This window comes from Moorena sp. SIO3I6 (assembly GCF_010672095.1).
Genome location: NZ_JAAHHU010000014.1, coordinates 22,587 through 47,470 on the forward strand (window position 1 = coordinate 22,587; position 24,884 = coordinate 47,470).

A 24,884-nucleotide genomic window follows, 5' to 3' on the forward strand; every position below is an offset into this window, starting at 1 on the left:
CTCCTGGCACCGAAGATGAAGATCATGGTCAAACCGTGAGCGCACCGGGAAAACCTCCGACTAAGTGGCAGGTTTATGAACAGATTCTGCGAGTACCTTACTATGTAATTTTTAGTCGCTATACCAACGAGTTACAAGGGTTTCATCTAGTTGGTGATCACTACAAACCCGCAGTGCTAAATCAGGACAGGTTACTGATGCCGGAGTTGGGATTAAGTTTAGGGTTGTGGCGTGGCAGTTTTCGCGATATCCCCCGATTATGGTTACGCTGGATGACCCTTGAGGGGAATTTAATTCCTCTAGCAAGCGAGGAGTTAGCACAAGCTCAGCTCGAAGCTATAAAAGCTAAGCAACGAGCAGAACGTTTGGCGGCGCGACTGCGTGAGTTAGGTATTAATCCAGACCAATTGGATTAAGTCGCTGTTAAGGATTTGTGCGTTCGCGTTTTCACCACAATCACTGCATCAATGGCCAGTACTTTTAGTTCAGATGAGGATTCACCTGTTAAAACTACCCAGAGAATTGTCTTACAAAACGTCAGTTGGCAGACGTACAAGGCGCTATTGGCAGACTTAGGAGATCATCGAGCCTCGCGTCTTGCCTATGCTCAAGGAATGCTAGAAATCACGATGCCCTCAGATCGCCATGAGACATACAAGCAGCTGCTAGAACGGATGGTGAATACCTTAACCGAAGAACTGAATCTTCGGGTCAAAGGGTTTGCTTCTACAACCCTGAATCGGGAGGATTTAGAGCATGGTGCAGAACCTGACTCTTGCTACTACATCGGCAATGTTGACTATATTCAAGGCAGGACAGTAGATTTAGCCAATGATCCTCCACCAGACTTGGTGATTGAAGTCGATATTACCAGTTCATCCAGTCGGAGATTTGGGATTTACAAGCAGATAGGAGTACCTGAAGTTTGGCGTTATATAGGACAAACTGTAGAAATTTACCGGCTGCAAAATGGAGACTATGTTCGTTGTCAGGACAATTTCACCTTTGAGATTCTCTCTGTAGAAATTATCAATCAGTTTTTGCAGCAGGCAGAAACCCAGGATGACACTACCATGATTTTAGCTTGGCGTAAATGGGTGAGAGAAAATCTACCAGAGGATTAACGTTGCGGCTAAAGTATTTGGTTTTAAGGCGTTGCTGATTACTCTATTCAGCAATGCCTTAATGAGGATTATTAAGGTGTTGCAACCTAAACTTATCATCGAATTTATACAGACTGAGATTTCTAGCTTCGATTAGAGACTTGCGTTTACAAAAAATACCAATTCAAGTAGGGTGGGCAAAGTAATATAATCTAGAATACTCACAAAAAAAACTGTTTTTGGCCACCCTACAAGCTGAGATTTCTAGCTTCGATTACTTGAGCCATACTAGTTATTAAAATAAAGCGCGATTAGCGCGCTCTGGCTCATGGGGTAATCAACCGTTGGTGGAGATCAAGACTCTTTGTCCCATTCAACACCTTCTTTCTTGGCCTCGGTAACAGCACGTTCTAGAAGGTAAGCAGCAAGGTTCGATAGAGGGCGTCCATCGTAATCAGCCCATCGCTGTAAATCGTCTGCAATCCGGTCGGGTAAGGTTACTTGTATACGTTTGCTCATAATCTCTATTCTAAGTTCACCTGTTATTTGATGTAAAATTTTACCTTATTTGTACTTAAAACGTATCTTTTATATACATAATAGTATAATATTGATGTAATTACCAGCAAGTTTCCTATGGTAGAAACAGTTAGAGAAAAAAGCGATCAGCCTCCTAGCTATCAGCAAGCCTTAGATGAATTCGGCATCACACAACTGTTGTCCCATTTGAAAAGCTACGGGGATGCTGACTTCAATGCAGAGTCAATGGATATAGAAGAACCAGAACTAAAAACTCTAGCTACCGTCCTTATCCAGCACCTAACTCAGAATCTGACCGGAAAACTGATAGCCAGTTATTTAAATACGATCCGCCAGGGAGACTCAGATATACTGTTTGACCCCATTAAAACAGAAATCGCGCCCCCATCAATAGACCCCCCAGGTACTTGGAACCCTACAGCAACACCCCGTTATCAAACAGGATCACCGATTAGGTGGCGACCTCTAAACGGTCAAATGGACTGGGGTGTTGTGATCGGATTCTTCTACGCCTACGCCAGGCATCAAAGCCAATGGGCAATTTGCTACCTGATCTGGCTTGACAAAGACTCTCCTAGTGCAGCTTGGATCGTTGCTGACACAGCTTGGGAAGAAGACATTGAACCTCGGCATCCTAAGGGTAGGGTAACAACCAACTATAAAGATTCCTATTCTTGGACTTGCACTGAGGCTCTTGGCCCTAGAAATTATTTGAAATCCCCCAATGTGCTACGAACTCCTTCTGGGAGATACCGTTTCGATGATCAATATAGAACCCCTCCCCGGACTCTAACTCAACGAGAGCAAGATCTAATTGAACTCTACAGCAACTGTCAACTTGGTATGACTCCTAGACAATTCTATCATAAATGGGATGTGAATTACGAACAAATCGCTAGTATTTGCTCTCGCTCAACTGCCACCGTTCAGCGCTGGTTTTCCAGCGGTCACAACTATCGCCGTCCCCAGCCCATTGATTTGCGCCATCTTGCCCTGATGGATTTTCTCTTGGAGCATTTTGAGGAGATTCCCCAGGTAGTTAGGAATTTGCTATGTGCTTATGATCAACAGCAAATCGGGGATGGGTAATGGTTATATCAAGTCTGGTTGAATACCCATAATTAAGGGGAGATGGGGAGATGGGGAGATGGGGAGATGGGGAGATGGGGGGATTTTTATTAAGGGTAATTATCCTGACATGATATTAATGGCTAACAGATAACGGAAGCTTTTTTATTTAAATCGGCAATTTGGCAACACAGTGTTCTCTCGTAGCTGCTTTTATAGATAGGGTCGGAGGGTTGGACATCCCTACAAGCAGATCAACTGCAAGTAGACTTTTAAGGTGATCTAACCGTGCTCAGATCACCGTAGAAAATAGAGGCGCTAAAAGCACTGTCTTGAAGTGTTCAACTGCTTAAGGTTCTAACGGCTATAACTGTAGTTTTATAACTGTAGGTTTAGTCAAAGAGATTTAATCTATTTATCGATTTTATCAAAATAATCAATCAAACATGATGGAGCAGGGTGCTATGACCTACCGTGATCGACTAAGCCCATGGTGTATTATCAAGCCACTTCCTAAAATGCAGCGAATTATTGTCGCTCGCTTTCGTCGCCGAACTGACGCTGAGGCTCATCTACAAGTTCTGCGCAGACTGATGCCTGAGATGGAATATATACTTATTTTTGACCGAGACCCGGAGCAAGAGGAAATTAATACAGTAAGCGCTAGAGTAACAATATAACAAACAATACAGGTAAGCATTCAGCTATCAGCTATCAGCGTGTCGCGTATCAGCCATTCGCGTAGCGTGGTCTTTGGCCAAGGCTGACGGCTGACGGCTGAATGCTTACCAATACAGTCGCATCCCTGGTAAGACCTTTTAGTCATCAACTTAACCTCTAGCTCAGGTTTTTTTGGAATAGGATTGAACTGTAGTTCACTCAATAGTATAGCCTTGACGCATCGGTTTGGTTGGTCTTTAGAAGAGCGAGATCCAGAAGTAATTGAATCCTATCTGCCCCAGTGGGAATGGTTTTATCGCTACTACTTTCGGGTGAAAACTGATGGCTGGCAGCACATTCCTGAGAGTAAGGTGCTGTTGGTTGGTTCCCACAATGGTGGATTAGCTTCCCCTGATATGGTGATGATGATGTATGACTGGTTTCGCCGCTTTGGCACCCAGCGTCCAGTTTATGGTCTGATGCATTCCAATGCCTGGCAAATTTATCCAGCCCTGGCGCAGCTAGCGGCAAAGATCGGGGCAATCATGGCTCATCCCCAAATGGCGATCGCTGCTTTTCGTAAGGGAGCTAGTGTCTTAGTCTATCCAGGGGGTGCCCAAGATGTATTCCGTCCCCATAGCCAGCGTCATCAAATTCAATTAGCTGGACGTAAGGGCTTTATTAAACTGGCACTACGAGAAAAGGTTCCGATTGTACCGATTATATCCAATGGTGCCCATGATACCTTGATTGTCTTAGGTGACTGCTATCAACAGGCACGACAACTACACGAGTTGGGGATACCCTGGTTATTTGGTCTTGACCCACAAGTTTTCCCAATTTATCTCGGTTTGCCTTGGGGATTGGCGATTGGTCCTCTACCCAATATACCCTTGCCCATACCCATCACAACTCGTGTTTGCCCTCCGATTGTTTTTGAGCGCTATGGTCGTGTTGCTGCTCGCGATCAAGATTATGTTGATGCTTGTTACGAGCAAGTTTCTACTCAAATGCAATCGGAGCTAAATCGTTTGGTTGCTGGGTTATGAGTAACTGTTCCAATTTTATGGTTTAATTAGCATAGCATTTAAATTTTAGAGATTGAATTTTTGATTTAATGCTCCCTACAGCAAGCCTTATACCTAATCCAACGTTGTTAATGGTCAAGTCAAACTTGAATTACCTAGCAACTAGTATTAGTCCTAGGGAGCATTAATCACTCGGTGACTCTTCCTTGGTAGTTATCCCGGCAAACCCTCAAAATTTCCTGGTCACTATCACTAATAGAACTAATGGGTTGATATCCTTCTAGTCCAACTTTGTAAGGATAAGTAATAGCGCTATAGCGATGGTCAAGACTTAGCCGTTCACCAACTACAGCAATAGGTGAGTGCTGTTGACGGGAAATGGTATGGGACAAAGCGGTTTGGTTGTAGGGATCAATAACCGTCAAATCCATTTGTTTTGAATCTAGGGTGCCGTAAAAACAGCTATATTCTGAGTGAGGCATATATACCGCACCAAGCACGTTGCCCTGATTCGCTTCAAATACTAGATATTCTTTACCAATCTGTCCTGGTTGTGAGGATTCACCATACAGGTAAATGCCATCATCAGGCATTGATGCATTTCGACTCGTTGCTTGAGTGTAGGCTCTAGCTGTAGTATCAATGGCTTGATCTGGCGGTTGAGGTGCTGGTGTTGCTATAGTTGATGAGGTAGTTACCAATCCTATCGTTAGCAATAGCGTTGTTAGGGGTAGTTTTCTAAGATTTAGCAGTTGACGTGCTGACAAGAACGATCCAGTTAATTGGTTAAGCATCATACTTACCCCCTTTGAAAAAAAACTGTAAGACACCCTAAGCAAAAATTCTGAGAGTTTAGACCGTCAATTGATGAAGCCATAATCAATCAGAAAAAGTTAATTTTTCTTAAACCAGAGTTATGTTGACTCTTGAGGTTATAAACCTATTTAAGCCTAAACTATGCTTTGGTTTGTTCCTTTGTTGATCGGTTTATCAACTGTCACACTTGGCGCTGGTCATAGCCTGAAATTTTGCTGAAGCTTGACTATCAGCTTTCTCCCAGCTATTGGTTGACCCAAGCTTTAAGCAACTATGAGTGACCTTTTGCTGAAATAGGTGAGTCCAGACTCATCTTTTATTCAACCCTTGGAATAATTTTTCGTCCAGGTTGAGGTAGAAATTGCTTCTTAAATGGCTCCCCCAGGTTTTTTACCTCCTCACTCTCCGGTTTTGATGTGAAAATTTTGTGAAATTATAGGTGAACTTATACAGTGATGTGAATTTTGCTCTGACTATAGAAATACTCCAAAGGTAAGAACAGAGATTTCGGGGTTTTTTACATTTCTTTACAAAAAAAGAAGTGGTAACCGTTTCTGGCTACCACTCATGCTTGGAAGACAGTCAACCATTAGCTAGCTAGCGATGTACTCCCGGAAATTAGCATGGCGACGCCGTAGCTGTGCTAAAGCTTGATGTTCTAACTGGCGCACCCGTTCACGACTGAGGTTAAGTCGCTTACCAACTTTAGCCAGAGACAGCTCTTTGCCATCCTCTAACCCAAAGCGTAGCGCTAGCACTTCCCGCTGTTGAGGGGTGAGTTCTGCTAACAGCAGATTTAGGTCTTGCCGCAAGGACTCCTGAGTGGTGTAGTTAACCGGTGTTAGACCATCATCTTCTAGCAGCTCAGACAGCTCTGTGTCTTGGTTATCTCCCACCCGAACGTCGAGAGAGATGGGTTGACGAGCAATGCTCAAATATTCCCGAATCTGAGCTGGTTCTAAATCCAACTCCTTAGCAATCTCGGTGGGAGTAGCATTGCGACCTAGGGTCTGGGATAGTTCCCGTTGTACTTTCTTAATTTTATTGAGCTTTTCAGTAATGTGGATAGGCAGCCGAATTGCACGAGCTTGCTGAGCGATCGCACGGGTGATCGCTTGCCGAATCCACCAATAGGCGTAGGTGGAAAACTTGTAGCCCCTGGTTGGGTCAAATTTCTCAACCCCTCGCTCTAAGCCCAAGGTACCTTCCTGGATCAAGTCCAAGAATTCCATGTTGCGCTTCTGATACTTCTTAGCGATCGCTACTACTAGGCGCAGATTCGCTTCAATCATCTTGCGCTTGGCTCGAGTACCTTGGTCTATGGCTTTTTTCAGTTCTGCTTCGCTCTTATTAATGTACGAAGCCCACTCTTCAGTTGTCGGTTCGCGCTCTAGCTCCTGTTCCAAGGTGGCTTTTTCCCCTAAGAGTGCCATCATTTGCTGCACTTGCTTACCATAAACAATTTCTTGCTCATGGGTCAGCAGAGGTACGCGACCGATCTCATGAAGATAGGTACGAACCATATCTGCTGAGAAGCTAGGCTTGGTCGGCTTGGTCGGCTTAGTCGGCTTAGTAGTTTTGGTTTTGGTCTTAGAAGTGGGCATGGGTGAGTGGTAACTCCAAAAACAAGCAGTATAGTAGATTCTGTTGCGGATGTTTACTCCATCAAGTAACTACAATCTCTTTCCCTTGAGATCATTGCGCCATGGATTGCATTACATTTATTACAAGAGGTATTAACCACCTACCTCCTTCCCGCTGCCGAACTCACTTCTACATAGGCTTGCTCAATGAAGGCTAAATCAATCATGCAGATCCGACTGAGGGCATCCCGCAAGGCTTCATCTTTACTATCAGTTTTTATCCGGTTAGTAAATGCCTGCACCACAATTGCCATGGCTGGGACGACATGTTGAGGACCGATACCAATTTTCACATGTACCAAACCTATACGCCAACGACGTTCAGCATAGGCTTTTCCCCAGTCATCCATACCAGTGAACATTTCGTAAAACCATTGCACAAAGGTTACCCGTAGGCGCTCCATACGACCTTCCTTCTCTTTCATAATGGCATCCATTTCTTCATCATTACCTAAGTAAGTATAGAAATGGTCTGCCATTTCAGAAGCAATTTCTTTTCCCCAATCTGCCTGTGATTTCAGAAGCACTTTGTCTTCATTGGTCAAATTGACACGCTTTTCCATCTTGGTCATAAATTCCTGGGGATCTAAGCTCATAATTACTCCGATATAGCTGAATCTAACTCTAAGTTATTACTTGACTATTTAGCAAAGCACCCCGATTGAATTTTATAGTATTTAAACAGTATAGCAATGTTTTGATTAATTATTATCTGAATAGATAATTTTAACCGAAAAGATAATCATGTAAATTAGTTATATTTTAGCTTTGTAATTTTATTAAATAAAAGAGTTACAAGTCTTTTTTTGTATAGTTTTAGTGAAGTTTATAGTTTGGGTTTACCAGAATTTTAAACTATTGACTTCATCTATCGTTGAATGTACCTATAACCTAAACTCCTGGATGTTTAGATAATACATTTATAGGTAAACTCTATAACGTTTACCTACTAAGCTTTTCAGCAAGTGATCCGTTCAATCCGGATCACTTTTTTTAGTGACGCTAATTAATGATTTGTGTAGTTTTATAAACACAAATTACAGAACATGGCAATTCTTAGAAACGATAATCCTTGGGGCGAAGTATTCGGCTAGCAAATTTGGGAGCAAACCAAGAATTTATGTGCGAATGCTTCGCCCTGACAAACGTCCTTTGTTTTATGGGTTTCGACCTGACAGGGGCTGGTCAGTTATTTGAGCTGAACGGCACTAGCTACTGGCTTGTCTAGGAATCTAGGAGATCCATCAGAAGCACCAAAGCCTCAAGCACTGAGGTTCGCTGATTGGGATTAACTATCACACTTGGGGGTTGATTGTGAGGGTTGCTATAACCGAGAGTTCTGATAATTTCCTCTGAGGTCATTGCCCCTGGACAATCCATATGGGTTAAACCAATAATCATGGGAACATTTACTCGCTCTTTCATAAACAGCAGAAGCTCACGAGAGTTGTTTAAACTACTGGGTCGATGAACTGGCACCAGTACAATATAGGCGTGAGCTTCACGAATCAAAATATCCCACATGAAGTCAAAGCGAGATTGACCAGGAGTACCGTAGATATGAACATTTAGATTGTTACCAAAGGTAAGGCTACCAAAGTCAAATGCAACGGTAGTTTTTTTCTTTAGCAGAAGTATTTCGTCGGTGGCTTTACTTTCTATTTCCACAGCTTCAACATTACTTGCTGTCCTCACAAAAGTAGATTTGCCAGCTCCTACAGTTCCGGTTACTACGACACGGACACTTTTCATGGGATTTACTCCACTAAGACTAGTTAATATTGAGTAGATTTCAGTCTTAGCAGATGAGAAAGGGAAATTTGGTGGGGTAAGTCCTGTAATTTGAGTTAAACTCAGATCTTGAACCAAGTTTAAGATTTACCTGTAAAGGTAGGGAACAGGAATCCCCCCTAGCCTTAGTAAGGGGGGAGGGGAACAGGGAACAGTGATAAGATTTGGTGATTTCAGTACTTAAATTGATTGTTATCACTGCCGTTATTAAGTTTTTTGTACTGGTGCAAGAGCTCAGTTAAAGGAGGATTATCAAAGGGGATTTGGTATTAATACCTAACCTTCAACAGTATTAATCTTGAGTCCTCGACTTTGTATAGTTTGCTCAAATAATGGCGTAGATAGGGCTTGTTCCACCGGCCAAACTCCCGGTTTATTGAGTTGACCAGTAAGCATCAGTTCCGCAATACTACCAGTACCCACCCCAGCAGCGACAGCAGTATTCTCATGGACTAAGGTTGAGCCAGCACGGGCTGATTTACCATCTTTGTAACCAGTAACCTCTGAGCGAATGGCAACACCAACGCCACTAACGCGATCGCTTACATCGGTCATGATGTGGCTGACATGGGACAAAAACTCGATTCCAGCGGGATTTTTCAGCCAAGATGAGGGAAAGATATGGGCAGCTATCCAGGTCAGATGATTATAAAAATCGGGAACTGAGCCAAATTTAGTGATTACCGTGTTAACGGGGAATGAGTCCACTAAGGTCAAGGCTTCTGGCATATCAAACCAGTAGACACCAGCTTTACCATAGGGAGCAGGGAATTGGATGGTTTCGCGTAGGCTATAAGGTTTCACGGTTTGCCACTGATTATCAATCCAAGCTTCAAACGGTTCTTGCAATCCCAGGAAAGTAGTACGCATCACCGTCACTCCAGCACCACCAGAACCGGCAACTACATAGCTGAGGTGAATCCGTTCTGCAACATCTAACTGTTCTACATCGTGACGCACCATACTATTGGAGATACCAGGAAAAATGCCAGAATTCACAATAGCGGTGACACCAGCAGCAGCAGCCTGTTCACGGAAAGCTAACGCTTTGCGGGTAAAAGCACGGTTGTCACTGACATCGAGATAGTTAACCCCTTGTTCGATGCAAGTGTTTAGGACAGTAGCGTCTCGGTAGAGAAACGGACCAGCACAATGGATCACTAGGTTGTGAGATGCGATCGCATTTCTTAACCCCTCCTGATCAGCTAAGTCTAGAGGGAGAAACTGCACGGGGGGCTGTAACTGTTGTGGTAATACTAGATCAAGTTTACCCTGACGTCCGGTAATCGTAATTTTCGCCTGAGTATGGGCAAGTAAGTCTTGCGCTACACTGTTCCCGATTCGTCCTTTGCCTCCTAGGATTAAAACCTGGTCTGTCATTAGATCATGTCCGGTTGAATACTTATCGCATTTCTATATTACGGTTGCTGGTTTCACCGACCGTAGGGAATAGAATCATTAATTATCCTGATGCTCTACGCTCAACTCTTTACTCCTTGTGATTCTGACAACATTTCAAGCATTGATTATCATTTAATTTAATTGTGTCCATTGGGTTTTACTAATAGTAATTTTTTTAACTATGGGTCTTCAGTATCTACTATGCTAAAATGTTAGCTGAAACCTTAACTAAACTCAAAAAATGGATCAAATTATAGCCTGACATGTAGCTTGATTTGACTTCTAAGGATAATCTATTGTTATATAGCGGTTTTCAATTAGGTGAGGTACATGTTTTGAGGGAGTAGGGAGCAGGGAGTAGGGACTTCGGAGCAGGGACTTCGGAGCATAAAAGAGGCAATAGGCATGCTAGCAATAGGCATGCTAGCAAGAGGTAAAAAAGCCTGTGTACCTCGTTATACTAAAAACCGCTATAATGTAATTTGAGGATGTATTTGTCATTATGGCATCAAAAAAGGAAATTAAACTGCTGACAGAACTTCTGGATATAGAAGGGGTAAAAGCTTGTTCACCTGTAAGCATTCAGCTATCAGCTATCAGCTCTCAGCTCTCAGCTCTCAGCTCTCAGCTCTCAGCTTTGAGCTTTGAGCTTTTAAATAAAACAAGTAAGCTTCGTTTAATCTTTGTTACGTCAGCTGACGGCTGAATGCTGACGGCTGACGGCTGACGGCTGACGGCTGACGGCTGAATGCTTACGTTCACGTTACCAGCACAAAGGAATTGGAATAATTTTACAGAAGTGTGGTACAAAAAGTTATAATATCAAATCCGGCTAATCAGTTATCGCAAACGTTGTTTTAGGCCACCAATGAAAACAAGTCAAACCACTAATAAATTTTGGCTGTTCCATTAAAACTTTCAAGGGAGTAAGCAAAACTTCTTCTAACTCTGAGGTCGAAAAATATATAGTCAAAGGTTCCGGAATCCTCTCCTGGACCATAGAGATTAAGAGGACGGTCTGGCCAAGACTGACGAATTTGATTCCACTTTTCGATTTTTACGTTTGCTTGTGGTTGCCAAATTTTATTCAATTCTGCTACGGAAATATCCTCAGCCCAAGTATTTTTAGGGCTGACTACCAGGGTAATAGCATCTAAGGCGACGGGAAGTTCAATATACTTACTCCATTGGCCTTGCAGGTTGCCATCTCATCTGCTTCAATCGGGCGAGAGGCATCATTGATGTCCGTATCCCCAGCACAAAACTTCTTGAAACCGCCGCCAGTACCAGAAAAGCTGACTGCGATCGCAGGGGCATCGGTAACATCTCGTTGGTAACGCTTAGCTGCTTCATAAGAAATGGGAAAGACGGTGCTAGAGCCATCAATTTTGATGAATTTGCCGGTGGAAACTGATAAAACATTGACTGATTCAGTGCTAAATTCACCATCGCCCAGGATGCCAGATTGTGCTGAGTCTTGTACTTGATTTGAACATCCAGTAGCTAGGGTGATTACACCAAGAGTAGCAACTAATGCTCCTAAGATTGTCTTCATGGTTTTTTCCTTGGAAATTTTTATCGCTTTATTTATGCATCAGGTTTTTTAAGCTATCACTGATAGTATGCAGCAGCTGTTCGATGGTTTCTTTTAATTCGTGCCATGCTTCTTCAGCTGCTGCGTTAATGTCTTTGAGTTTAACTTGAGCGTTTTCTAAATGTTCTTCTAGACGCTCGATTTCTTCATGTTGCAATTTTTGGATGAGTTCCTCTCGTTCTGCCTTTAAGCGGTTGAGAGTAGTCTGGGCTTCGTTAATTTGCCCTTCTAATTTTTCAATATATTCCAATCTTTCATTCATGGTATAGGGAAGGGAGTAGGGAGTAGGGAGTAGGGAGTAGGGAACAAAAATTATCAAAATTTATTTAAGCTCCCTATAAATGTTTGATTATTCCACTATTAGAAAATGGCCGTAGCACCAAGGAGGATGCCAGGAATCACAAAAAAGACGCCTATGATATAGGCAAATGCGATCGCTTTTCGTTCACTAGCCACAGCAGCGAGGGTTTCTGCACTGATAATTGGCAAGCGACAGAGGAAGGGAATGCCATAGATGATAACCACCCCAAGCACGTTGTAGATCAAGTGAACCATGGCAATTTCTAGGGCAGGAACGGCTTCTGCGCCAGAAACAGCGGTGGCTGCTAGCAAGGCGGTAATACAGGTGCCAATGTTCGCACCAAGGGTAAAGGGATAGATTTGCGCTAGGCCAAATACCCCTGCACCGGCCAAGGGTACCATCAAGCTGGTGGTAGTGGAGGAAGATTGAACCAGAACTGTCATTAAGGTACCAGCAGCAATACCCGCGATTGGTCCTTTACCAATGGCTGTATGAAGAATATCTTTGGCACGACCGACCATTAGGACTTTAAGCAGTTTGCCAATAAAACTAATGGTCAAGAAAATCATCGCGATTCCTAAAATAATCAAAGCAATACCATCAAAGGGCCCTGGTAAAACGTGAGTTATGGTTTTAAACACACTCACAACTGGCTTAGTGGCAGCTTTGACAAAGTTCAAATCTTTGACACTTAGAGAACCGCCTCCTACTAAGTTTTGAGCTAAGAAATGGGCAATCTTCTCTAGGGGGTGAAAGATAATCTCAACGGGCAGAAAAATGACTACACTCAGTAAGTTGAAAAAGTCATGGATTGTAGCGGCAGCAAAGGCTCGCTTAAATTCTTTCTTATCCCCAATATGACCTAAACTAACTAAGGTATTGGTAATACTGGTACCAATATTTGCCCCCATCACCATTGGCACAGCAGTGGTTACCGGTAAGCCTCCAGCCACTAAACCAACAATAATTGAGGTTACGGTACTGGATGATTGAATTAATGCTGTGGCAACGGTACCAACGATTAGTCCTAAGAAAGGATTAGTGGCAAAGGCAAATAATTCTTTAGCCTGTGATCCGGTTGCGGATTTAAAACCCGTACCAATCATGCCAACTGCTACAATTAGCAGATATACTAAAAGTACAACTTTAATCCATTCCAGAATATTGTTAGTTTGGTTTGCCGGTTGGCTTCTTTCTATAGGTTGCTCTGAAATGTTGCTCATAATTGATGTGAAACTATAGCCTTTCCGGTGAGGTATAAGCCAGAGGGTTCAAGGATTGGTAACGTAAGAGTAGGGATCCCCCCTAACCCCCCTTAGCAAGGGGGGAACAATTGGCTTCACCCTTAGCAAGGGGGGAAAATTGGCTTCACCCTTAGCAAGGGGGGAAAATTGGCTTCACCCTTATTAAGGGGGGAAAATTGGCTTCACCCTTATTAAGGGGGGAAAATTGGCTTCACCCTTATTAAGGGGGGAAAATTGGCTTCACCCTTATTAAGGGGGGAAAATAGGCTTCACCCTTATTAAGGGGGGAAAATTGGCTTCACCCTTAGCAAGGGGGGAAAATTGGCTTCACCCTTATTAAGGGGGGAAAATTGGCTTCACCCTTATTAAGGGGGGAAAATTGGCTTCACCCTTATTAATTGGCTTCCCCCTTATTAAGGGGGACGGGAGGGGGATCCCAACCACAGCTTAGAAAGATTTATCCAAAACCCACGCAGCATTGCCTCACTACCCTAGAAAAGGCTGTCTACTTGATTCCAGAGCTAAAATTATATCACAAAGTTTAACTTTGAGTTATAAATTATTTATCAAAAGAATAAACTTTTATAAAGTAGGGTGGGCAAAATTTTAGGCTCTAGAATTATCAAAAGAACCAAAGGGTTTTTGCCCACCAGAAAAGCCCCCGACTCCTGACTCCCGACTCCCGACTCCCGACTCCCTACTTTCGACCCAAAATTAAAGCAGTAATCGCACCAACTCCCACACCAAGCAAAACATGAAATAGCACAAACCAGAAAGTGTAACTCAAGCAAGACTGGAGTTCAGCTTTAGGGCATTTTTCTATAGATACATTGGGGTTTAGTTTGATCAAGATCGCTTCTAGAGGTTTAGCATCAGTTTGGGAAGAAATACCACTGACCGCTAAACCAATACCCACCGAGGCAATCCAACGTTCTAATCGTTTCTCTTGTTGTGCTTGTTCAGTTTCCACAATGCCTCGGATACTACCAAGCATCTGGTCAAATAGTTGCTGACCGGGTTTGAGATAATTGAGATTGACTTGAATCTGATTTTGAAATAGCTCGGTTCTTTGGTTTAGGAAGTCTTCCAAAAACTCGATATTATCGTCTTTGAGACTAGATTCACTGATTTTTTTTAGCCAGTAGTTATAGTTGGCGGCATTGGTAGCGATCGCAGTTTTGTGATCTTCCATGTCTCGCAGATAACCAGCATAGTCAAAGGTCTTGGATGGCATCTCGGTCAGTTTCTGCTTCAGTTGCTCTAGCCTTGTTTTTCGCTCCCTTGGCAATTCCTTGAAGCCTTGAACCTCTTGTTCCAGTTGCCCATAGAGTCCTCTAGTTTGGCGATAACACCAACGGGCTTGATCATAAGCAAACAGGATTTTACTGCGACAGCACAACAGATTTAACAATGAAAAGTAAGTCTTTTGTGCCAGGTTTAAGGTTTCTGGGTGACGGTTTAACCAGACCAGAAGGTGACATTGCTCCGTTGGTTTCTCCTTACCGTTGTCATAGGCAAAAATTGGGCTACCAAATAACTGCCCAGATGCGCTAAATTGGGGTTTTTGGTCGGTTCCCTGGAAAAAAGCATCCACACAAGCATCTGCTAACTTTCTATCCTCCTCGGGAGTACCCACTGGTTCGCCATAGAGTACTAAGGTTTGTCCCAAGGAAGCTTGAATAGTGCTGGCTAGCAGACACCCTTGAGGATTTAACCGACTAAATTGACCGACTGGAACAGTGACATTTTGGTAATACAGAGTTATATCAACGGCATAAGTGTCATGAATAGGAAATGCCTCAAAGGCAAAAACTCTAAGAGCCTCTTGTAAACAAGCGATCGCTTCTTCTATATTCTGTGCTTTCTCCCCTTTTATTCGGTTATTGTAAGCATTACCGAGATTATTTTGTGTGATTGCCCACTCAACAGGAAAAGCCTAAAAGGTATAAACTCTAAGAGCCTGTTGGTAACAAGCGATCGCCTGTTCTATATTCTGTGCTTTCTTCCCTTTTCTTCTATCAATGTAAGCACCTCCAAGATTGTTTTGAGTCAAAGCCCATTTTTCGGCACAAACTTCACGGGTGAAAAAAGTTAGTACGATTTTATTGCCAGTAATGGCAATTTCCATATTCCTGGCTTTGTCACCCAAGGGAAATTGTGCAATTAAAGTGCTTAAATCGCCAATATATCCTAATAAGAGCGCCGTTTCATATATTTCTCCTTTCTCCAGAATACTTGTTCCCACAACATGCAATAATTTAGCTAGTCTATCATTAATTTTGTCTGTATTTGCTGCTAGTAATGGGTAAACTACCTGCTCATCACCCCTACTGTCTTCAATTGCTTGTATAACCTCTAATAAAAACTCGAATTGGGGATCAGATGTTTTGCGATTTCTCCCCATCAACCGTTGTTTAATAGTTATTAAACAATAATACAACCGCTTTAGAATATTCATTACCAAATTAGACTTATCTAAATCACCCTGGATTCACCAATCTTCAGCCACTGCCAACATTGTCTGCTGCAATCCCTTAGGGAAAGGCCAGAGGCAAGATTTAATACTTATAGCATTTCTCAATAGATTATGACAAGCAATCTTAATTTATCGTAACACCAAACACTCCTCGGATATCTTGACACTGCTCCCTGCTCCTTGTTTCGATCCAGGCTCTATTCATAAATAAACTAAAAATGCTATAATATTTTATACATTATTATAAAAATTATTTAACACCAACTAAACTAGTAAAACCCATGAATATTGACACAGAAATATTACAAACAGTGGGTAAAATGCCAGAATCCCTAAAACAAGAACTGCTGCATTATGCCAAGTATCTAATGGAAAACTACTCCCAAGATGTTTCCCCAGAGCAGCATGCTAGCAAGAAACGTCGTTCAGGGATCTTAAAAGGAACCTTTGTGCTACCATTACCTGATGATTTTGATGAACCATTAGACGATTTTAAGGAATATATGGAATGAGCTCTTTCCTGTTAGACACTCATGCCTTGATCTGGTTATCTGAAAATGACCCAAATTTGCCTAATAAACTAAGAGACATGATTGATGCAGCGGATAGCGTTTATCTGAGTATTGCTAGTCTCTGGGAAATTGCGATTAAGTTGAATCTTGGTAAGTTATCACTGCAACGAAATTATCAAACCATTGAATCTGAACTGCAATCATCAGATATTACTTTACTACCTATTGCATTTATCGACACCCTGCAAATTTCTAATCTACCCCTACATCATCGTGATCCATTTGATAGAATGTTGATTGCTCAAGCCATGAATAGATCTCTGGTTTTGATTAGTCGGGATAATAAATTTGATGCTTATCCAATTCAAAGACTATGGGTTAGTTGACTGACTGATAAAGCTGTAAGCATTCAGCCGTTTACCAAAGGCCACATGCTTACCATTTTAAAGAGCCGCTACGCGATTATCCTACAGATAATCGCTTTTTTTTATTACTCCTAAACCCCAAAAAAAAAAATTTTAAAACCCTTGACAAATAATTTTATAATTATTACAATAATCATTGTAAATCAAAGTTCAACTTTTGAAAGATGCCAGAAGAATTTACTCGCAACTTCAAGAAACAACCTACTCAGCACACTCTGAAAGGTCCTCGTCAATCAGTAATCCATAGTATGCAGATGCTTTATTCATTGGGCTATGCAGAAATCGCAGAGTGGACTCCTCTGGAGCCGACCGATATTCCCGGTGAAGTGATCACTACTATGACCAAGTATTGGTTGTTGCCATAACACCTTAAATTTCTGGGGGGATTTTCCCCCCTTGGCCTTGGGTTTGGTCTGATAGCATAGGATCACATCCGAAAGTTTCGGGTATTTTTCTGACATCAATCAAAAGTTGAACTAGCCGTAGATAGTATTTCTACGGCTATTTTTTTTGTCAGCGGTCAGCGGTCAGCGGTCAGCGGTCAGCCGTCAGCTATATCATAAGGGATGATAAAATTAGTAAAGAGTTTTTCATAGCTATCAGGTAAAGAGGATTTTTTACCTCTTACCTACTCCCGACTCCCGACTCCCGACTCCCGACTCCCGACTCCCGACTCCCTACTCCCTAGCCATTCCACGATTTCCTTAGGTAAGGGAGTTTTAGTTCTAGTCATTGCATTAATACAAACGTGCTTCGTAATTGCCTTGGCCAGTAACTGTTGCGATGAAGAAGCTGTAACAACCTGATAAGCAATCTCAAACTTACTTTCACTCAACTGCTCAGGCATCACGTGAATCAGCAGTGGATCCCCACAAAACATAGGACCCAAGAAGTCCACACTGGCATGAACAATCGGAATTGCCACAGCTGGCTGAGTGAAAAAGGACTTGAGATTAATGCCCGATACATCTAGAGAGGCTTCATAGGCTTCATGGCAGATAGATAAAACATTAGCAAAATAGACCACACCAGCCGCATCCGTATCTGAAAAGCGCACAGTGCGATTATAAGTAAAAGAGATCATACCATTTCACTTATCAGCTATCAGCTATCAGCTATCAGCTATCAGCTATCAGCTGAATGCTTACAAAGTTTCTGCCCATAGCGTAACCTCCTTGAGGTGCTATTGAATAAAATAAGCTGACGGCTGACGGCTGACGGCTGATGGCTGAATGCTTACACAAGTAACAATTAACAATTAACATGAATGGGATTAAAAAAAACTACCAAGCAGCAGTATATCTCAACACTGACCTCCAGGGGTCAGGATTCCCAATTCTGTGCCTTCACGGTCATCCCGGCTCAAGTCAGTGCCTTTCGGTTTTTACCCAACATCTATCCCAGAAGTTCTGGACTATCAGCCCTGATTTGCGAGGATATGGTAGAAGTCCAGCTGATCGGGATTTTCAGATGACCGACCACCTGATTGACTTGGAATCCCTTCTCGACTACTACCACATTGACCGCTGTTTGATACTAGGTTGGTCTTTAGGGGGAATTTTGGCAATGGAGCTTGCTCTGAAGCTACCTCAGAGAGTCACAGGTTTAATTTTAATCGCTACAGCCGCTCGACCTTGGGGTAATCATCCCCCCATTAGTTGGCAGGATAATCTCTATACCGGCATCGCTTCTGCATTAAATTGGTTACAACCAGGATGGCAGTGGAATATTGACACATTTGGTAAGCGATCGCTTTTTCGATACCTGATCCAACAACACACAACCAGCACCTACCAATATCTTGCCAACCACACCATATCAGCCTATTTACAGACCTCCCAAGCCGCTACAGAAGCACTAAACGCTGCCATTAGGGCTGGGTATAACCGTTTGCCAGACTTACAGCAGATTCAATGCCCCTCCCTGGTCTTAGCAGGAGCTGCTGATCGCCATATTACCGCAGCATCAAGTCGAGAAACCGCTCAACATCTTAAGGATAGCCAATGGCAATGCTATGACAATACTGCTCACTTGTTTCCTTGGGAAATTCCCGATCAGGTTTTAAAAGATATCGACAACTGGATTAGCAATAATCCCCAAGTTGTCTGTCAGAATGGAGAAGGAAGAATTAAGAATTAATTCTTCCTTCTCCATTCTTCATTCTTCATTCTACATTCAAAGCTGATAGCTGATAGCTGATAGCTGAATACTTACAGCCACGTCGATAGACTCAGAAGTAGTACCGGAATCAAGAAGAAAACGCTTCCAATATAGAGGAATGCTAAATACTTCCGCTCAGTGGCAACAGTAGCTAAGGTTTCTGCACCCAGGATTGGCATTTGTCTCAAGACAGGAATGCTGTAGATGATCACAACTCCGAGGGTGTTGTAAAGTAGATGCACTGTAGCTATTTCTAGAGCAGGGATTGGGTTTTCCGTTATTCCGGTCGCCGCAAGTAAGGCAGTGATACAGGTTCCGATATTTGCCCCTAGGGTGAAGGGATAAATTTCTTGTAAACTCAATAAACCTGTACCAGCTAGGGGAACGATCAGGCTGGTGGTTGTCGAGGAAGATTGCACAATTACAGTGACTAGTGTCCCAGAAGCAATCCCAGCAATGGGACCGTTACCGATAGCAGTGTGCAACATCTCATTCGCTCGTCCTACCATTAGGGTTTTGAGAAGTTTGCCAATGAAAAAGATGGATAGGAAAATAACACTGATACCTAGGACAATCAGGGCAATACCATTAAATGGTTCTGGTAAAATGTTACTGACAGTTTTAATCCTATCAGTGACTGGAGCAGTGGCAAATTTAATCAGATTAACGTTGTTTAAATTAATCGAGTTTTCCCCCACAACCAGGCTTGTTAAAAACAGACTAATCTTTTCCAGGAAGTGAGTGGTAATTTCCAAAGGTAGGAAGATAACGACACTAATCAGATTGAAAAAGTCGTGGATGGTTGCAGCAGCAAAAGCCTGTTTAAATTCGTCCTTATTTTGAATATGTCCTAAACTAACCAGTGTATTAGTGATGGTGGTGCCAATGTTAGCCCCCATAACCATTGGAACAGCCGTTGCCACTGGCAAACCACCAGCTACTAGACCGACAATAATCGAGGTTACTGTACTTGACGATTGGATTAAAGCAGTTGCTAGGGTACCGACAATTAAGCCAGCAAACGGATTAGTAGCAAACTTGAACAATTCCTTGACTTGCTCCCCAGTAGCTGACCTAAAGCCTGTACCAATTATCCCTACTGCCACAATCAGTAGGTAAACCAAAACCAGAATACCTACCCATTTGTAGAAGGTAACAACAAGCTTGTCTGAGTTCTGAACGCTTTCCATTACTCTACTATAGTGTTTGTATTTGGGTTGTGAACATAGGATTGATAGCAAAAGGTAACAGGGAATAGGGAACAGGGAACAGTACTAAAAAGGGAACAGGTAATAGGGAACAGGGAACAGTACTAAAAAGCTGGTTTTTTTTTGGTAATGAAAAATCAGTAAAATTGTTCATTACCTATTTATAAAAGGGTGCATCTCAATGCATGCTGTTTGACGCGGTGGGTGGAATGGGCATCTTGTTGTGGAACTGGCATCTTGCCAGTTTCCTGCCTCGGACGGACTGTCCCAATACTGGCTACCGATAAAATCAGAGGCTTTCCGTCTTATCACGCACCCTACGCAACTATTCCCTATTCCCTATTCCCTATTCCCTATTCCCTATTCCCTATTCCCTATTCCCTATTCCCGATTCCCTATTCCTTAAAATTACCAAATTAAATCAAGGTAACCAAAAATTAGTGAATAACGTCTGACCAAACTCCCGTACAGTTTTATTAATCTTCCGTGTCACCTGAATATGGAATTCATCAGCATCAACAGGAATAATCTTGGCGAGATTTCCCTGTCTAAAGCGCCTAATCACCAAATTTGCTGCTTCCAAACCGGTAACATACGCCTTTTCCTGAGACCAAGAACCGTGGCGAGTGACAATCCAATCCCCGCTCATAAATACATTTTCAATACTAGTGGTTCGCTGCATCATATACTGATAGCTACCGGGAGCAAAGTGAGTCACCCCTTGCGGTACTCGAATCACACTACTGTCAATCAGATTTGCCTCTCGAAAACCAGAAACACAGGTGCCTAGGTCACGCTGAACTTTCTGGATAATTTGCTGATCACTTAGGGGTAGCAACTGGTTAGCATGGTAAAAGTCTGCTTCAATCACGCTACCAGCTTCATCCCGGTACTCATCGTGCAAAGCATTAAGGTCAAAAAATGTCCAACCCGTGGTTGCATCAAAGCCAAAACAAGCATTAGAGGGATGGCGAATCTCAACTTTGCGGTCAAACCATAGCCTGGTTGATAGCACATCAATTCCCCCTAAATTCATCAGGTTGCGGAATTCCTTGCGGCTTTGGAGCATGGTGCTACTCTGAAGGATTTTCTTCATACCATTGACACTGACAGCAAAAATCACCGCGTCAGCCTCAAAGCATTCATCACCACACATTACCCCTTTGGCCTTGCCTGTGTGGTCTATAATAATGTCATTGACCCGTTTATTGGTAAGTACCTTTCCCCCGGCTTTCTCAATCTGTTCCACCCAGGGTTTAAATATCATCTGTGCTACCGTTCCTCGGCACCAGACCACATCAAAGTCCGGTTGGTGAGCCAAAATGAAGTAATACAGCATTCCTAGGGCTGCTGCGGCTGAACATTGTTCTCCTGGAGCAAATAAACCCACTAACAGCATGGGCTCAAAGGAATCCTTGTACAGTCGTGCCGAAACCCCAAACTGTTTAAATAATTCACGGGCGCTTACCGAGTCATACCTAGTCCATGCCTGGTGGGAATTATCGAAGTCAACAACAGCATAGAGTAGGGGTAAGGCAGAGAGTCGATCAATCAGGGGTAAGCGTTTGAAGTCGGTGTAGAGGAAGGTTCCTAGGGGCGTCGGAAGTCGTGGTTGATTTTGAAAGATAGGGGATTCGACTTCTAATCCAGCAGGAGAATACTGAGAAGAACGGGTGAAAGGAGTGAAAGGATTGAGTCGGAGTTCCTTTACCAGGTTGAAAATGTTGTGATAGGGATACCAGAAACCATGAATTCCCCCTTCTACAGAACGTCCACCCGCTGTTTTCCATCCTGCCACTAAACCACCGGGATAGGAACTTGCTTCTAGGAGAGTGACATCGTAACCTTGTTTGGCTAAGTGGTGAGTTGCGCCTAAGCCTGCCCATCCAGCACCCACTACAACTACTCGTTTTCTTTCTGAGAATTCTGACATTGACCTAAACTTGAGTCTATTGACAACTCTTTTCTCAGGATCGCACAACTATGAAGTTATGTTAAGGTAATTCTGTGATCGGTCATGGGATCCTCCAAAAGAGCCCCTAGGCGAACGCATTGGCACAATCCTAAATACAGCAGTGGCTATTACCCATTACCCATTCCCCTCCAAAAAAAAAGCGGCTGCAACCATTGTCACAACCGCCACTGTACATCAACTGGGAGGAAATCCTAGAGACATATGTCAAAAACTGTCCAAGATGTTTGACAAGCTCTAGTAAAGCTACGTTACTTACTTACTACAAGGTGTCTTCCACAGATTCCCGAAAATTTGATCAGAAATTTTTGGGAATTGGGAAACATCACTGCTTAGCTTAGGTGTTAGGTATTAGGTGTTAGGTGTTAGGTGTTAGGTGTTAGGTATTAATACTTGAATTCAATTGTTTTTTTTTAACACTAAGTAATTATTTAGTGTATTTTAATGTTTACTATTAACTATTAAGTGTTTTATATTCTATGTTATAAAGTTAATCCGAGTTTCTAGTCCCTCGTTATTAACACATAATAACTAAACTGTCAACAGCTGAATACTGGGTTAGTCTTAACCAAAACTCCGAGTATCCTGGAGTAGTTCAGATTAGAGACCTAAGGCTGACCCTGCATAAGATATGCATACCTGTTTGAAAATAGTATTTTCGGAGAAAGGCAATATCAGCAAAGGCGGAGCGATCGCATTATGACTCAACTATATGAGCAGCTCAACCAGCTAGTGACCGCAGCATGTAGTCATCCACCTGGAAGCGCTCACCGTCAAAGAAACTTAACAAAAATTATTCGTTTAGTCACTAAGAAGCTTTGGCAAGAACATACTCCCTACTATCAAGACGCACTCCAACAAACCTGGATTTACTTTTGCCAGAATATTTGCGAAGGCAAAACCGGTAATCCCTACGACTCTAGCCGTGGCAGTGTGATCACTTGGCTCAATTTCTACTTGAAGAAACGACTCCAAGACTTTCGCATCAAGACTATAGACGGACAAGGTAAGACAGTATCTTCTAGCAAGGGTAAAAATGGTCAAAATGTTGACCCGCTCAATAGTGTGGCCGCTCCACCCGACGTGCCTACCTTACTCGAAGATGTCAGGGAATGGGTGGAAAGGGCGGCTGTTGATAGTGATCTACGCACTACCCATATCAAAGGTAATCCAGAGGTCACCTGCCAAGTCTTAATTTGGCGACGCTTGCCTCCAGAAACTAGCTGGAAAACCCTATCAGAAGAGTTTAATGTATCAATTTCTACATTAAGTAGCTTTTATCAGCGACAATGTTTGCCCCGTTTGCGTAAATTTGGAGAATCGGAAGGATATCTATAATAGGAGGTTCCTTAAAAAGACTTACCTTAACATTAACTTTCTTCAGTCAAGGTGTTCACATCAGTACAGAAACACAATTCCTATGACCTACAACACCCATAACCTAGAACAATTTGCCCTTCCTCTGCCCATTACTCAGAATGCACGCAGGAGTGCTGAGCAATTTGCTAGGCAACAGCCTACCCCTGAAAAAGCTGAGCAAGTTCGACTCAACACCTTGGCTGTCTTGCTTGTCAATGATTACATGCAAATGCTGGGCATGCCTACAGATTTAAAAGCCTCAGACAGCTGGAACCCTATCATACGCCTGTTAGCTAATGTGGCAGACTTGGAAGTATCCGGTATCGGTCGTATCGAATGCCGACCGATCAAAGTCCAAGATTCCGTCTGCCATATTCCCCCGGAAGTTTGGTGTGATCGGATTGGCTATGTAGTTGTTCAGATTGATGAACGATCGTCGGAGGGGACAGTGTTAGGATTTACTCCAACTGCTGATACCGAAGAGTTACCCATTAGCCAACTACAACCTGTTGATGATTTAATCGATCACTTCCATCAACCTATCTCACAGGTAGTCCAAAGAACAAAGGTAAACTTGAGTCAATGGTTAAACAATGTGGTTGAAACTGGTTGGCAAACTCTCGAAAGCTTGGAAAACTTTTTAAACCCACCCGAACCAATGTTCGCTTTCCGCTCTGTTGGTCTAGAGTCAACTGAAGCATTACCCCTAGAGGAAAATCTTGATGTGGGGATTAGGCGGGCTAAGTTGATTGACTTAGGGCTATTGCTAGCGGGTTCCCCCGTGGCTTTGGTGGTGGAACTTGTCCCAGAATCTGAACTCAAGCAAAATATTCGCCTCAAGGTATATCCCACTGGCAGTAAAACCTATTTGCCTCCCCACCTCACACTCACTGTGCTGGATGCATCCGGAACAGTGTTTCTCGAAGCCCAAGCCAGACAAATCGATAATTACATTCAATTGCAGTTCAGTGGTGTACCAGGAGAGCAATTTAGTGTCGAAGTTGCCCTTGACGATGCCAGGATTATTGAGGATTTTACCATCTGAACCCGTACCGTGGTCTACCGCCAATCTAAGAATTACCGAATTTAGCCATCGACACACCACTGAAAGCGTTATAATTCAAAGTCCTTCAGATTACGGGGATAGATCGGTTATCTGGTGTCTTTTTTGAGATCAGTTTTGAGATCAGTCAGTGGTCAATCCTAAGGCACCGATACACCCTCTATAAACCTCTATCAACCTCTATAAATAGGTAAAATGAGGGGACAAATCACATCTGCAACACAAGTGATCCATGACCAATGACCAATAACACGCGCAGTATTGGGAAATTAGTTGTCTTAAAGATAGGAAATGGTTGTTTTGACCAAGGGTTTCCAGTCACTTTACAGATTTTGGAAGAGGGCAAAAGCCCTTTGTTGGAAATCACTGGCAGGCTACCTCCTGCTCCTGAAATTCTGCAATCGTGCCAAAGTTGGACAACGAGTTATCACAGTTTGGGGTTACGTTCCCGTCTAGAAGCATCAGTGGTACAAGTGACCAATGTATCTAAACTGGAACGGTGCTACAATGCTGCCCAAGT

General features: G+C 42.9%; 29 protein-coding genes and 1 pseudogene. 13 read left to right on the forward strand and 17 right to left on the reverse strand.

The window, feature by feature from the left end; genetic code table 11:
* Positions 1–416 (forward strand): Uma2 family endonuclease (locus tag F6K49_RS07680; RefSeq protein ID WP_293095564.1); only part of this gene is annotated, 416 nt, incomplete at its 5' end.
* 51 nt (positions 417–467) lie between these two features.
* Entirely contained in the window at positions 468–1,124 is a 657-nt protein-coding gene (locus F6K49_RS07685) for a Uma2 family endonuclease (protein WP_293021244.1), read from the forward strand.
* Between the two features lie 333 nt (positions 1,125–1,457).
* On the opposite strand, the gene F6K49_RS07690 is transcribed toward F6K49_RS07685, so the two are convergent.
* Positions 1,458–1,622, reverse strand: a complete 165-nt coding sequence (locus tag F6K49_RS07690) for a hypothetical protein (protein ID WP_083305265.1) — start codon at positions 1,620–1,622, stop codon at positions 1,458–1,460.
* 117 nt (positions 1,623–1,739) lie between these two features.
* Between F6K49_RS07690 and F6K49_RS07695 the strand changes: the two genes are divergently transcribed.
* A complete protein-coding gene (locus F6K49_RS07695; RefSeq protein WP_293021243.1) occupies positions 1,740–2,732 on the forward strand; it encodes a hypothetical protein in 993 nt (330 codons plus the stop codon).
* Between the two features lie 443 nt (positions 2,733–3,175).
* Positions 3,176–3,391, forward strand: coding sequence for a hypothetical protein (locus F6K49_RS07700; RefSeq protein ID WP_293021242.1), 216 nt, complete (start codon positions 3,176–3,178; stop codon positions 3,389–3,391).
* 20 nt (positions 3,392–3,411) lie between these two features.
* Here the strand turns inward: F6K49_RS07700 and F6K49_RS07705 are convergent, their stop codons facing one another.
* Positions 3,412–3,594 carry a hypothetical protein gene (locus F6K49_RS07705; protein ID WP_293095570.1) on the reverse strand — a complete coding sequence of 61 codons (183 nt, stop codon included), beginning with the start codon at positions 3,592–3,594 and terminating at the stop codon, positions 3,412–3,414.
* Positions 3,595–3,604: 10 nt separating this feature from the next.
* On the opposite strand from F6K49_RS07705, the gene F6K49_RS07710 reads away from it, so the two are divergent.
* Positions 3,605–4,420 carry a lysophospholipid acyltransferase family protein gene (locus F6K49_RS07710; RefSeq protein WP_293043555.1) on the forward strand — a complete coding sequence of 272 codons (816 nt, stop codon included), beginning with the start codon at positions 3,605–3,607 and terminating at the stop codon, positions 4,418–4,420.
* Positions 4,421–4,587: 167 nt separating this feature from the next.
* Here F6K49_RS07710 and F6K49_RS07715 read toward each other — a convergent pair whose 3' ends face one another.
* The 11 genes from F6K49_RS07715 to F6K49_RS07770 form a co-directional block, all read right to left on the reverse strand.
* Positions 4,588–5,115: a hypothetical protein gene (locus F6K49_RS07715; RefSeq protein WP_293043557.1), complete on the reverse strand. Its 528-nt coding sequence runs from the start codon at positions 5,113–5,115 to the stop codon at positions 4,588–4,590.
* A gap of 693 nt (positions 5,116–5,808) precedes the next feature.
* Positions 5,809–6,819 carry an RNA polymerase sigma factor, RpoD/SigA family gene (locus tag F6K49_RS07720; protein WP_293021237.1) on the reverse strand — a complete coding sequence of 337 codons (1,011 nt, stop codon included), beginning with the start codon at positions 6,817–6,819 and terminating at the stop codon, positions 5,809–5,811.
* 140 nt (positions 6,820–6,959) lie between these two features.
* Positions 6,960–7,454: a protoglobin domain-containing protein gene (locus F6K49_RS07725; protein WP_293095576.1), complete on the reverse strand. Its 495-nt coding sequence runs from the start codon at positions 7,452–7,454 to the stop codon at positions 6,960–6,962.
* A gap of 628 nt (positions 7,455–8,082) precedes the next feature.
* Entirely contained in the window at positions 8,083–8,727 is a 645-nt protein-coding gene (locus F6K49_RS07730; RefSeq protein ID WP_365939938.1) for an ATP/GTP-binding protein, read from the reverse strand.
* 198 nt (positions 8,728–8,925) lie between these two features.
* Positions 8,926–10,029 carry a saccharopine dehydrogenase NADP-binding domain-containing protein gene (locus tag F6K49_RS07735; RefSeq protein ID WP_293020077.1) on the reverse strand — a complete coding sequence of 368 codons (1,104 nt, stop codon included), beginning with the start codon at positions 10,027–10,029 and terminating at the stop codon, positions 8,926–8,928.
* A 908-nt stretch (positions 10,030–10,937) separates the two neighbouring features.
* Positions 10,938–11,249 carry a substrate-binding domain-containing protein gene (locus tag F6K49_RS07740; protein ID WP_366514143.1) on the reverse strand — a complete coding sequence of 104 codons (312 nt, stop codon included), beginning with the start codon at positions 11,247–11,249 and terminating at the stop codon, positions 10,938–10,940.
* Positions 11,204–11,605 carry a substrate-binding domain-containing protein gene (locus F6K49_RS07745; protein WP_293020075.1) on the reverse strand — a complete coding sequence of 134 codons (402 nt, stop codon included), beginning with the start codon at positions 11,603–11,605 and terminating at the stop codon, positions 11,204–11,206. The genes F6K49_RS07740 and F6K49_RS07745 overlap by 46 nt, the downstream gene beginning before the upstream one ends.
* Positions 11,606–11,633: 28 nt before the next feature.
* Positions 11,634–11,963, reverse strand: a complete 330-nt coding sequence (locus tag F6K49_RS07750; protein ID WP_293020074.1) for a hypothetical protein — start codon at positions 11,961–11,963, stop codon at positions 11,634–11,636.
* 41 nt (positions 11,964–12,004) lie between these two features.
* Complete coding sequence (locus F6K49_RS07755; RefSeq protein ID WP_293020073.1) at positions 12,005–13,168, reverse strand: Na/Pi symporter; 1,164 nt, start codon at positions 13,166–13,168, stop codon at positions 12,005–12,007.
* A gap of 718 nt (positions 13,169–13,886) precedes the next feature.
* A complete protein-coding gene (locus tag F6K49_RS07760; RefSeq protein WP_293064811.1) occupies positions 13,887–14,858 on the reverse strand; it encodes a hypothetical protein in 972 nt (323 codons plus the stop codon).
* Positions 14,859–15,125: 267 nt separating this feature from the next.
* Complete coding sequence (locus F6K49_RS07770; RefSeq protein WP_293064808.1) at positions 15,126–15,647, reverse strand: tetratricopeptide repeat protein; 522 nt, start codon at positions 15,645–15,647, stop codon at positions 15,126–15,128.
* Between the two features lie 299 nt (positions 15,648–15,946).
* Between F6K49_RS07770 and F6K49_RS07775 the strand changes: the two genes are divergently transcribed.
* From F6K49_RS07775 to F6K49_RS07785, 3 genes are all read left to right on the forward strand, one after another.
* Positions 15,947–16,177 carry a DUF2281 domain-containing protein gene (locus F6K49_RS07775; protein WP_293020069.1) on the forward strand — a complete coding sequence of 77 codons (231 nt, stop codon included), beginning with the start codon at positions 15,947–15,949 and terminating at the stop codon, positions 16,175–16,177.
* On the forward strand, positions 16,174–16,563 hold the full coding sequence (locus F6K49_RS07780) for a type II toxin-antitoxin system VapC family toxin (protein WP_293020067.1): 390 nt from the start codon (positions 16,174–16,176) through the stop codon (positions 16,561–16,563). Before F6K49_RS07775 ends, F6K49_RS07780 begins: the two co-directional genes overlap by 4 nt.
* 203 nt (positions 16,564–16,766) lie before the next feature.
* Positions 16,767–16,967 carry a hypothetical protein gene (locus F6K49_RS07785; protein ID WP_293042764.1) on the forward strand — a complete coding sequence of 67 codons (201 nt, stop codon included), beginning with the start codon at positions 16,767–16,769 and terminating at the stop codon, positions 16,965–16,967.
* A gap of 263 nt (positions 16,968–17,230) precedes the next feature.
* Here the strand turns inward: F6K49_RS07785 and F6K49_RS07790 are convergent, their stop codons facing one another.
* Positions 17,231–17,686, reverse strand: coding sequence for a thioesterase family protein (locus F6K49_RS07790; RefSeq protein WP_364301058.1), 456 nt, complete (start codon positions 17,684–17,686; stop codon positions 17,231–17,233).
* 179 nt (positions 17,687–17,865) lie between these two features.
* Here F6K49_RS07790 and F6K49_RS07795 point away from each other — a divergent pair, with 179 nt between their 5' ends.
* A complete protein-coding gene (locus F6K49_RS07795; RefSeq protein WP_293095588.1) occupies positions 17,866–18,741 on the forward strand; it encodes an alpha/beta hydrolase in 876 nt (291 codons plus the stop codon).
* Between the two features lie 71 nt (positions 18,742–18,812).
* On the opposite strand, the gene F6K49_RS07800 is transcribed toward F6K49_RS07795, so the two are convergent.
* Together F6K49_RS07800 and F6K49_RS07805 are read right to left on the reverse strand one after the other, a co-directional pair.
* Positions 18,813–19,952 carry a Na/Pi symporter gene (locus F6K49_RS07800; RefSeq protein WP_293095595.1) on the reverse strand — a complete coding sequence of 380 codons (1,140 nt, stop codon included), beginning with the start codon at positions 19,950–19,952 and terminating at the stop codon, positions 18,813–18,815.
* Between the two features lie 7 nt (positions 19,953–19,959).
* Entirely contained in the window at positions 19,960–20,124 is a 165-nt protein-coding gene (locus F6K49_RS07805; protein WP_293095601.1) for a hypothetical protein, read from the reverse strand.
* A gap of 38 nt (positions 20,125–20,162) precedes the next feature.
* Here F6K49_RS07805 and F6K49_RS07810 point away from each other — a divergent pair, with 38 nt between their 5' ends.
* The gene (locus F6K49_RS07810; RefSeq protein ID WP_293095609.1) at positions 20,163–20,390 is read left to right on the forward strand and encodes a hypothetical protein; all 228 of its coding nucleotides are present in this window, start codon (positions 20,163–20,165) and stop codon (positions 20,388–20,390) included.
* A 1-nt stretch (position 20,391) separates the two neighbouring features.
* Here the strand turns inward: F6K49_RS07810 and F6K49_RS07815 are convergent, their stop codons facing one another.
* Positions 20,392–21,903: an FAD-dependent oxidoreductase gene (locus tag F6K49_RS07815; RefSeq protein ID WP_293095615.1), complete on the reverse strand. Its 1,512-nt coding sequence runs from the start codon at positions 21,901–21,903 to the stop codon at positions 20,392–20,394.
* A gap of 738 nt (positions 21,904–22,641) precedes the next feature.
* On the opposite strand from F6K49_RS07815, the gene F6K49_RS07820 reads away from it, so the two are divergent.
* From F6K49_RS07820 to F6K49_RS07830, 3 genes and pseudogenes are all read left to right on the forward strand, one after another.
* Positions 22,642–23,280 (forward strand): sigma-70 family RNA polymerase sigma factor, encoded by a 639-nt coding sequence (locus tag F6K49_RS07820; RefSeq protein ID WP_293020060.1) that lies wholly within the window; start codon positions 22,642–22,644, stop codon positions 23,278–23,280.
* Positions 23,281–23,362: 82 nt separating this feature from the next.
* Positions 23,363–24,346 (forward strand): DUF1822 family protein, encoded by a 984-nt coding sequence (locus tag F6K49_RS07825; protein ID WP_293095620.1) that lies wholly within the window; start codon positions 23,363–23,365, stop codon positions 24,344–24,346.
* Between the two features lie 257 nt (positions 24,347–24,603).
* A pseudogene (locus F6K49_RS07830) lies at positions 24,604–24,884 on the forward strand (sensor protein Chase2); the annotation flags it as partial.

Excerpts from the sequence above, each read along its gene's own strand:
- F6K49_RS07805 (WP_293095601.1), bottom strand. The coding sequence starts at position 20,124 with ATGAACAATTTTACTGATTTTTCATTACCAAAAAAAAACCAGCTTTTT.
- F6K49_RS07725 (WP_293095576.1), bottom strand. The coding sequence starts at position 7,454 with ATGAGCTTAGATCCCCAGGAATTTATGACCAAGATGGAAAAGCGTGTC.
- F6K49_RS07690 (WP_083305265.1), bottom strand. The coding sequence starts at position 1,622 with ATGAGCAAACGTATACAAGTAACCTTACCCGACCGGATTGCAGACGAT.
- F6K49_RS07755 (WP_293020073.1), bottom strand. The coding sequence starts at position 13,168 with ATGAGCAACATTTCAGAGCAACCTATAGAAAGAAGCCAACCGGCAAAC.
- F6K49_RS07720 (WP_293021237.1), bottom strand. The coding sequence starts at position 6,819 with ATGCCCACTTCTAAGACCAAAACCAAAACTACTAAGCCGACTAAGCCG.
- F6K49_RS07815 (WP_293095615.1), bottom strand. The coding sequence starts at position 21,903 with ATGTCAGAATTCTCAGAAAGAAAACGAGTAGTTGTAGTGGGTGCTGGA.
- F6K49_RS07775 (WP_293020069.1), top strand. The coding sequence starts at position 15,947 with ATGAATATTGACACAGAAATATTACAAACAGTGGGTAAAATGCCAGAA.
- F6K49_RS07695 (WP_293021243.1), top strand. The coding sequence starts at position 1,740 with ATGGTAGAAACAGTTAGAGAAAAAAGCGATCAGCCTCCTAGCTATCAG.
- F6K49_RS07735 (WP_293020077.1), bottom strand. The coding sequence starts at position 10,029 with ATGACAGACCAGGTTTTAATCCTAGGAGGCAAAGGACGAATCGGGAAC.
- F6K49_RS07745 (WP_293020075.1), bottom strand. The coding sequence starts at position 11,605 with ATGAAGACAATCTTAGGAGCATTAGTTGCTACTCTTGGTGTAATCACC.
- F6K49_RS07780 (WP_293020067.1), top strand. The coding sequence starts at position 16,174 with ATGAGCTCTTTCCTGTTAGACACTCATGCCTTGATCTGGTTATCTGAA.
- F6K49_RS07795 (WP_293095588.1), top strand. The coding sequence starts at position 17,866 with ATGAATGGGATTAAAAAAAACTACCAAGCAGCAGTATATCTCAACACT.
- F6K49_RS07800 (WP_293095595.1), bottom strand. The coding sequence starts at position 19,952 with ATGGAAAGCGTTCAGAACTCAGACAAGCTTGTTGTTACCTTCTACAAA.
- F6K49_RS07785 (WP_293042764.1), top strand. The coding sequence starts at position 16,767 with ATGCCAGAAGAATTTACTCGCAACTTCAAGAAACAACCTACTCAGCAC.
- F6K49_RS07820 (WP_293020060.1), top strand. The coding sequence starts at position 22,642 with ATGACTCAACTATATGAGCAGCTCAACCAGCTAGTGACCGCAGCATGT.
- F6K49_RS07825 (WP_293095620.1), top strand. The coding sequence starts at position 23,363 with ATGACCTACAACACCCATAACCTAGAACAATTTGCCCTTCCTCTGCCC.
- F6K49_RS07790 (WP_364301058.1), bottom strand. The coding sequence starts at position 17,686 with ATGATCTCTTTTACTTATAATCGCACTGTGCGCTTTTCAGATACGGAT.
- F6K49_RS07700 (WP_293021242.1), top strand. The coding sequence starts at position 3,176 with ATGACCTACCGTGATCGACTAAGCCCATGGTGTATTATCAAGCCACTT.
- F6K49_RS07685 (WP_293021244.1), top strand. The coding sequence starts at position 468 with ATGGCCAGTACTTTTAGTTCAGATGAGGATTCACCTGTTAAAACTACC.
- F6K49_RS07770 (WP_293064808.1), bottom strand. The coding sequence starts at position 15,647 with ATGAATATTCTAAAGCGGTTGTATTATTGTTTAATAACTATTAAACAA.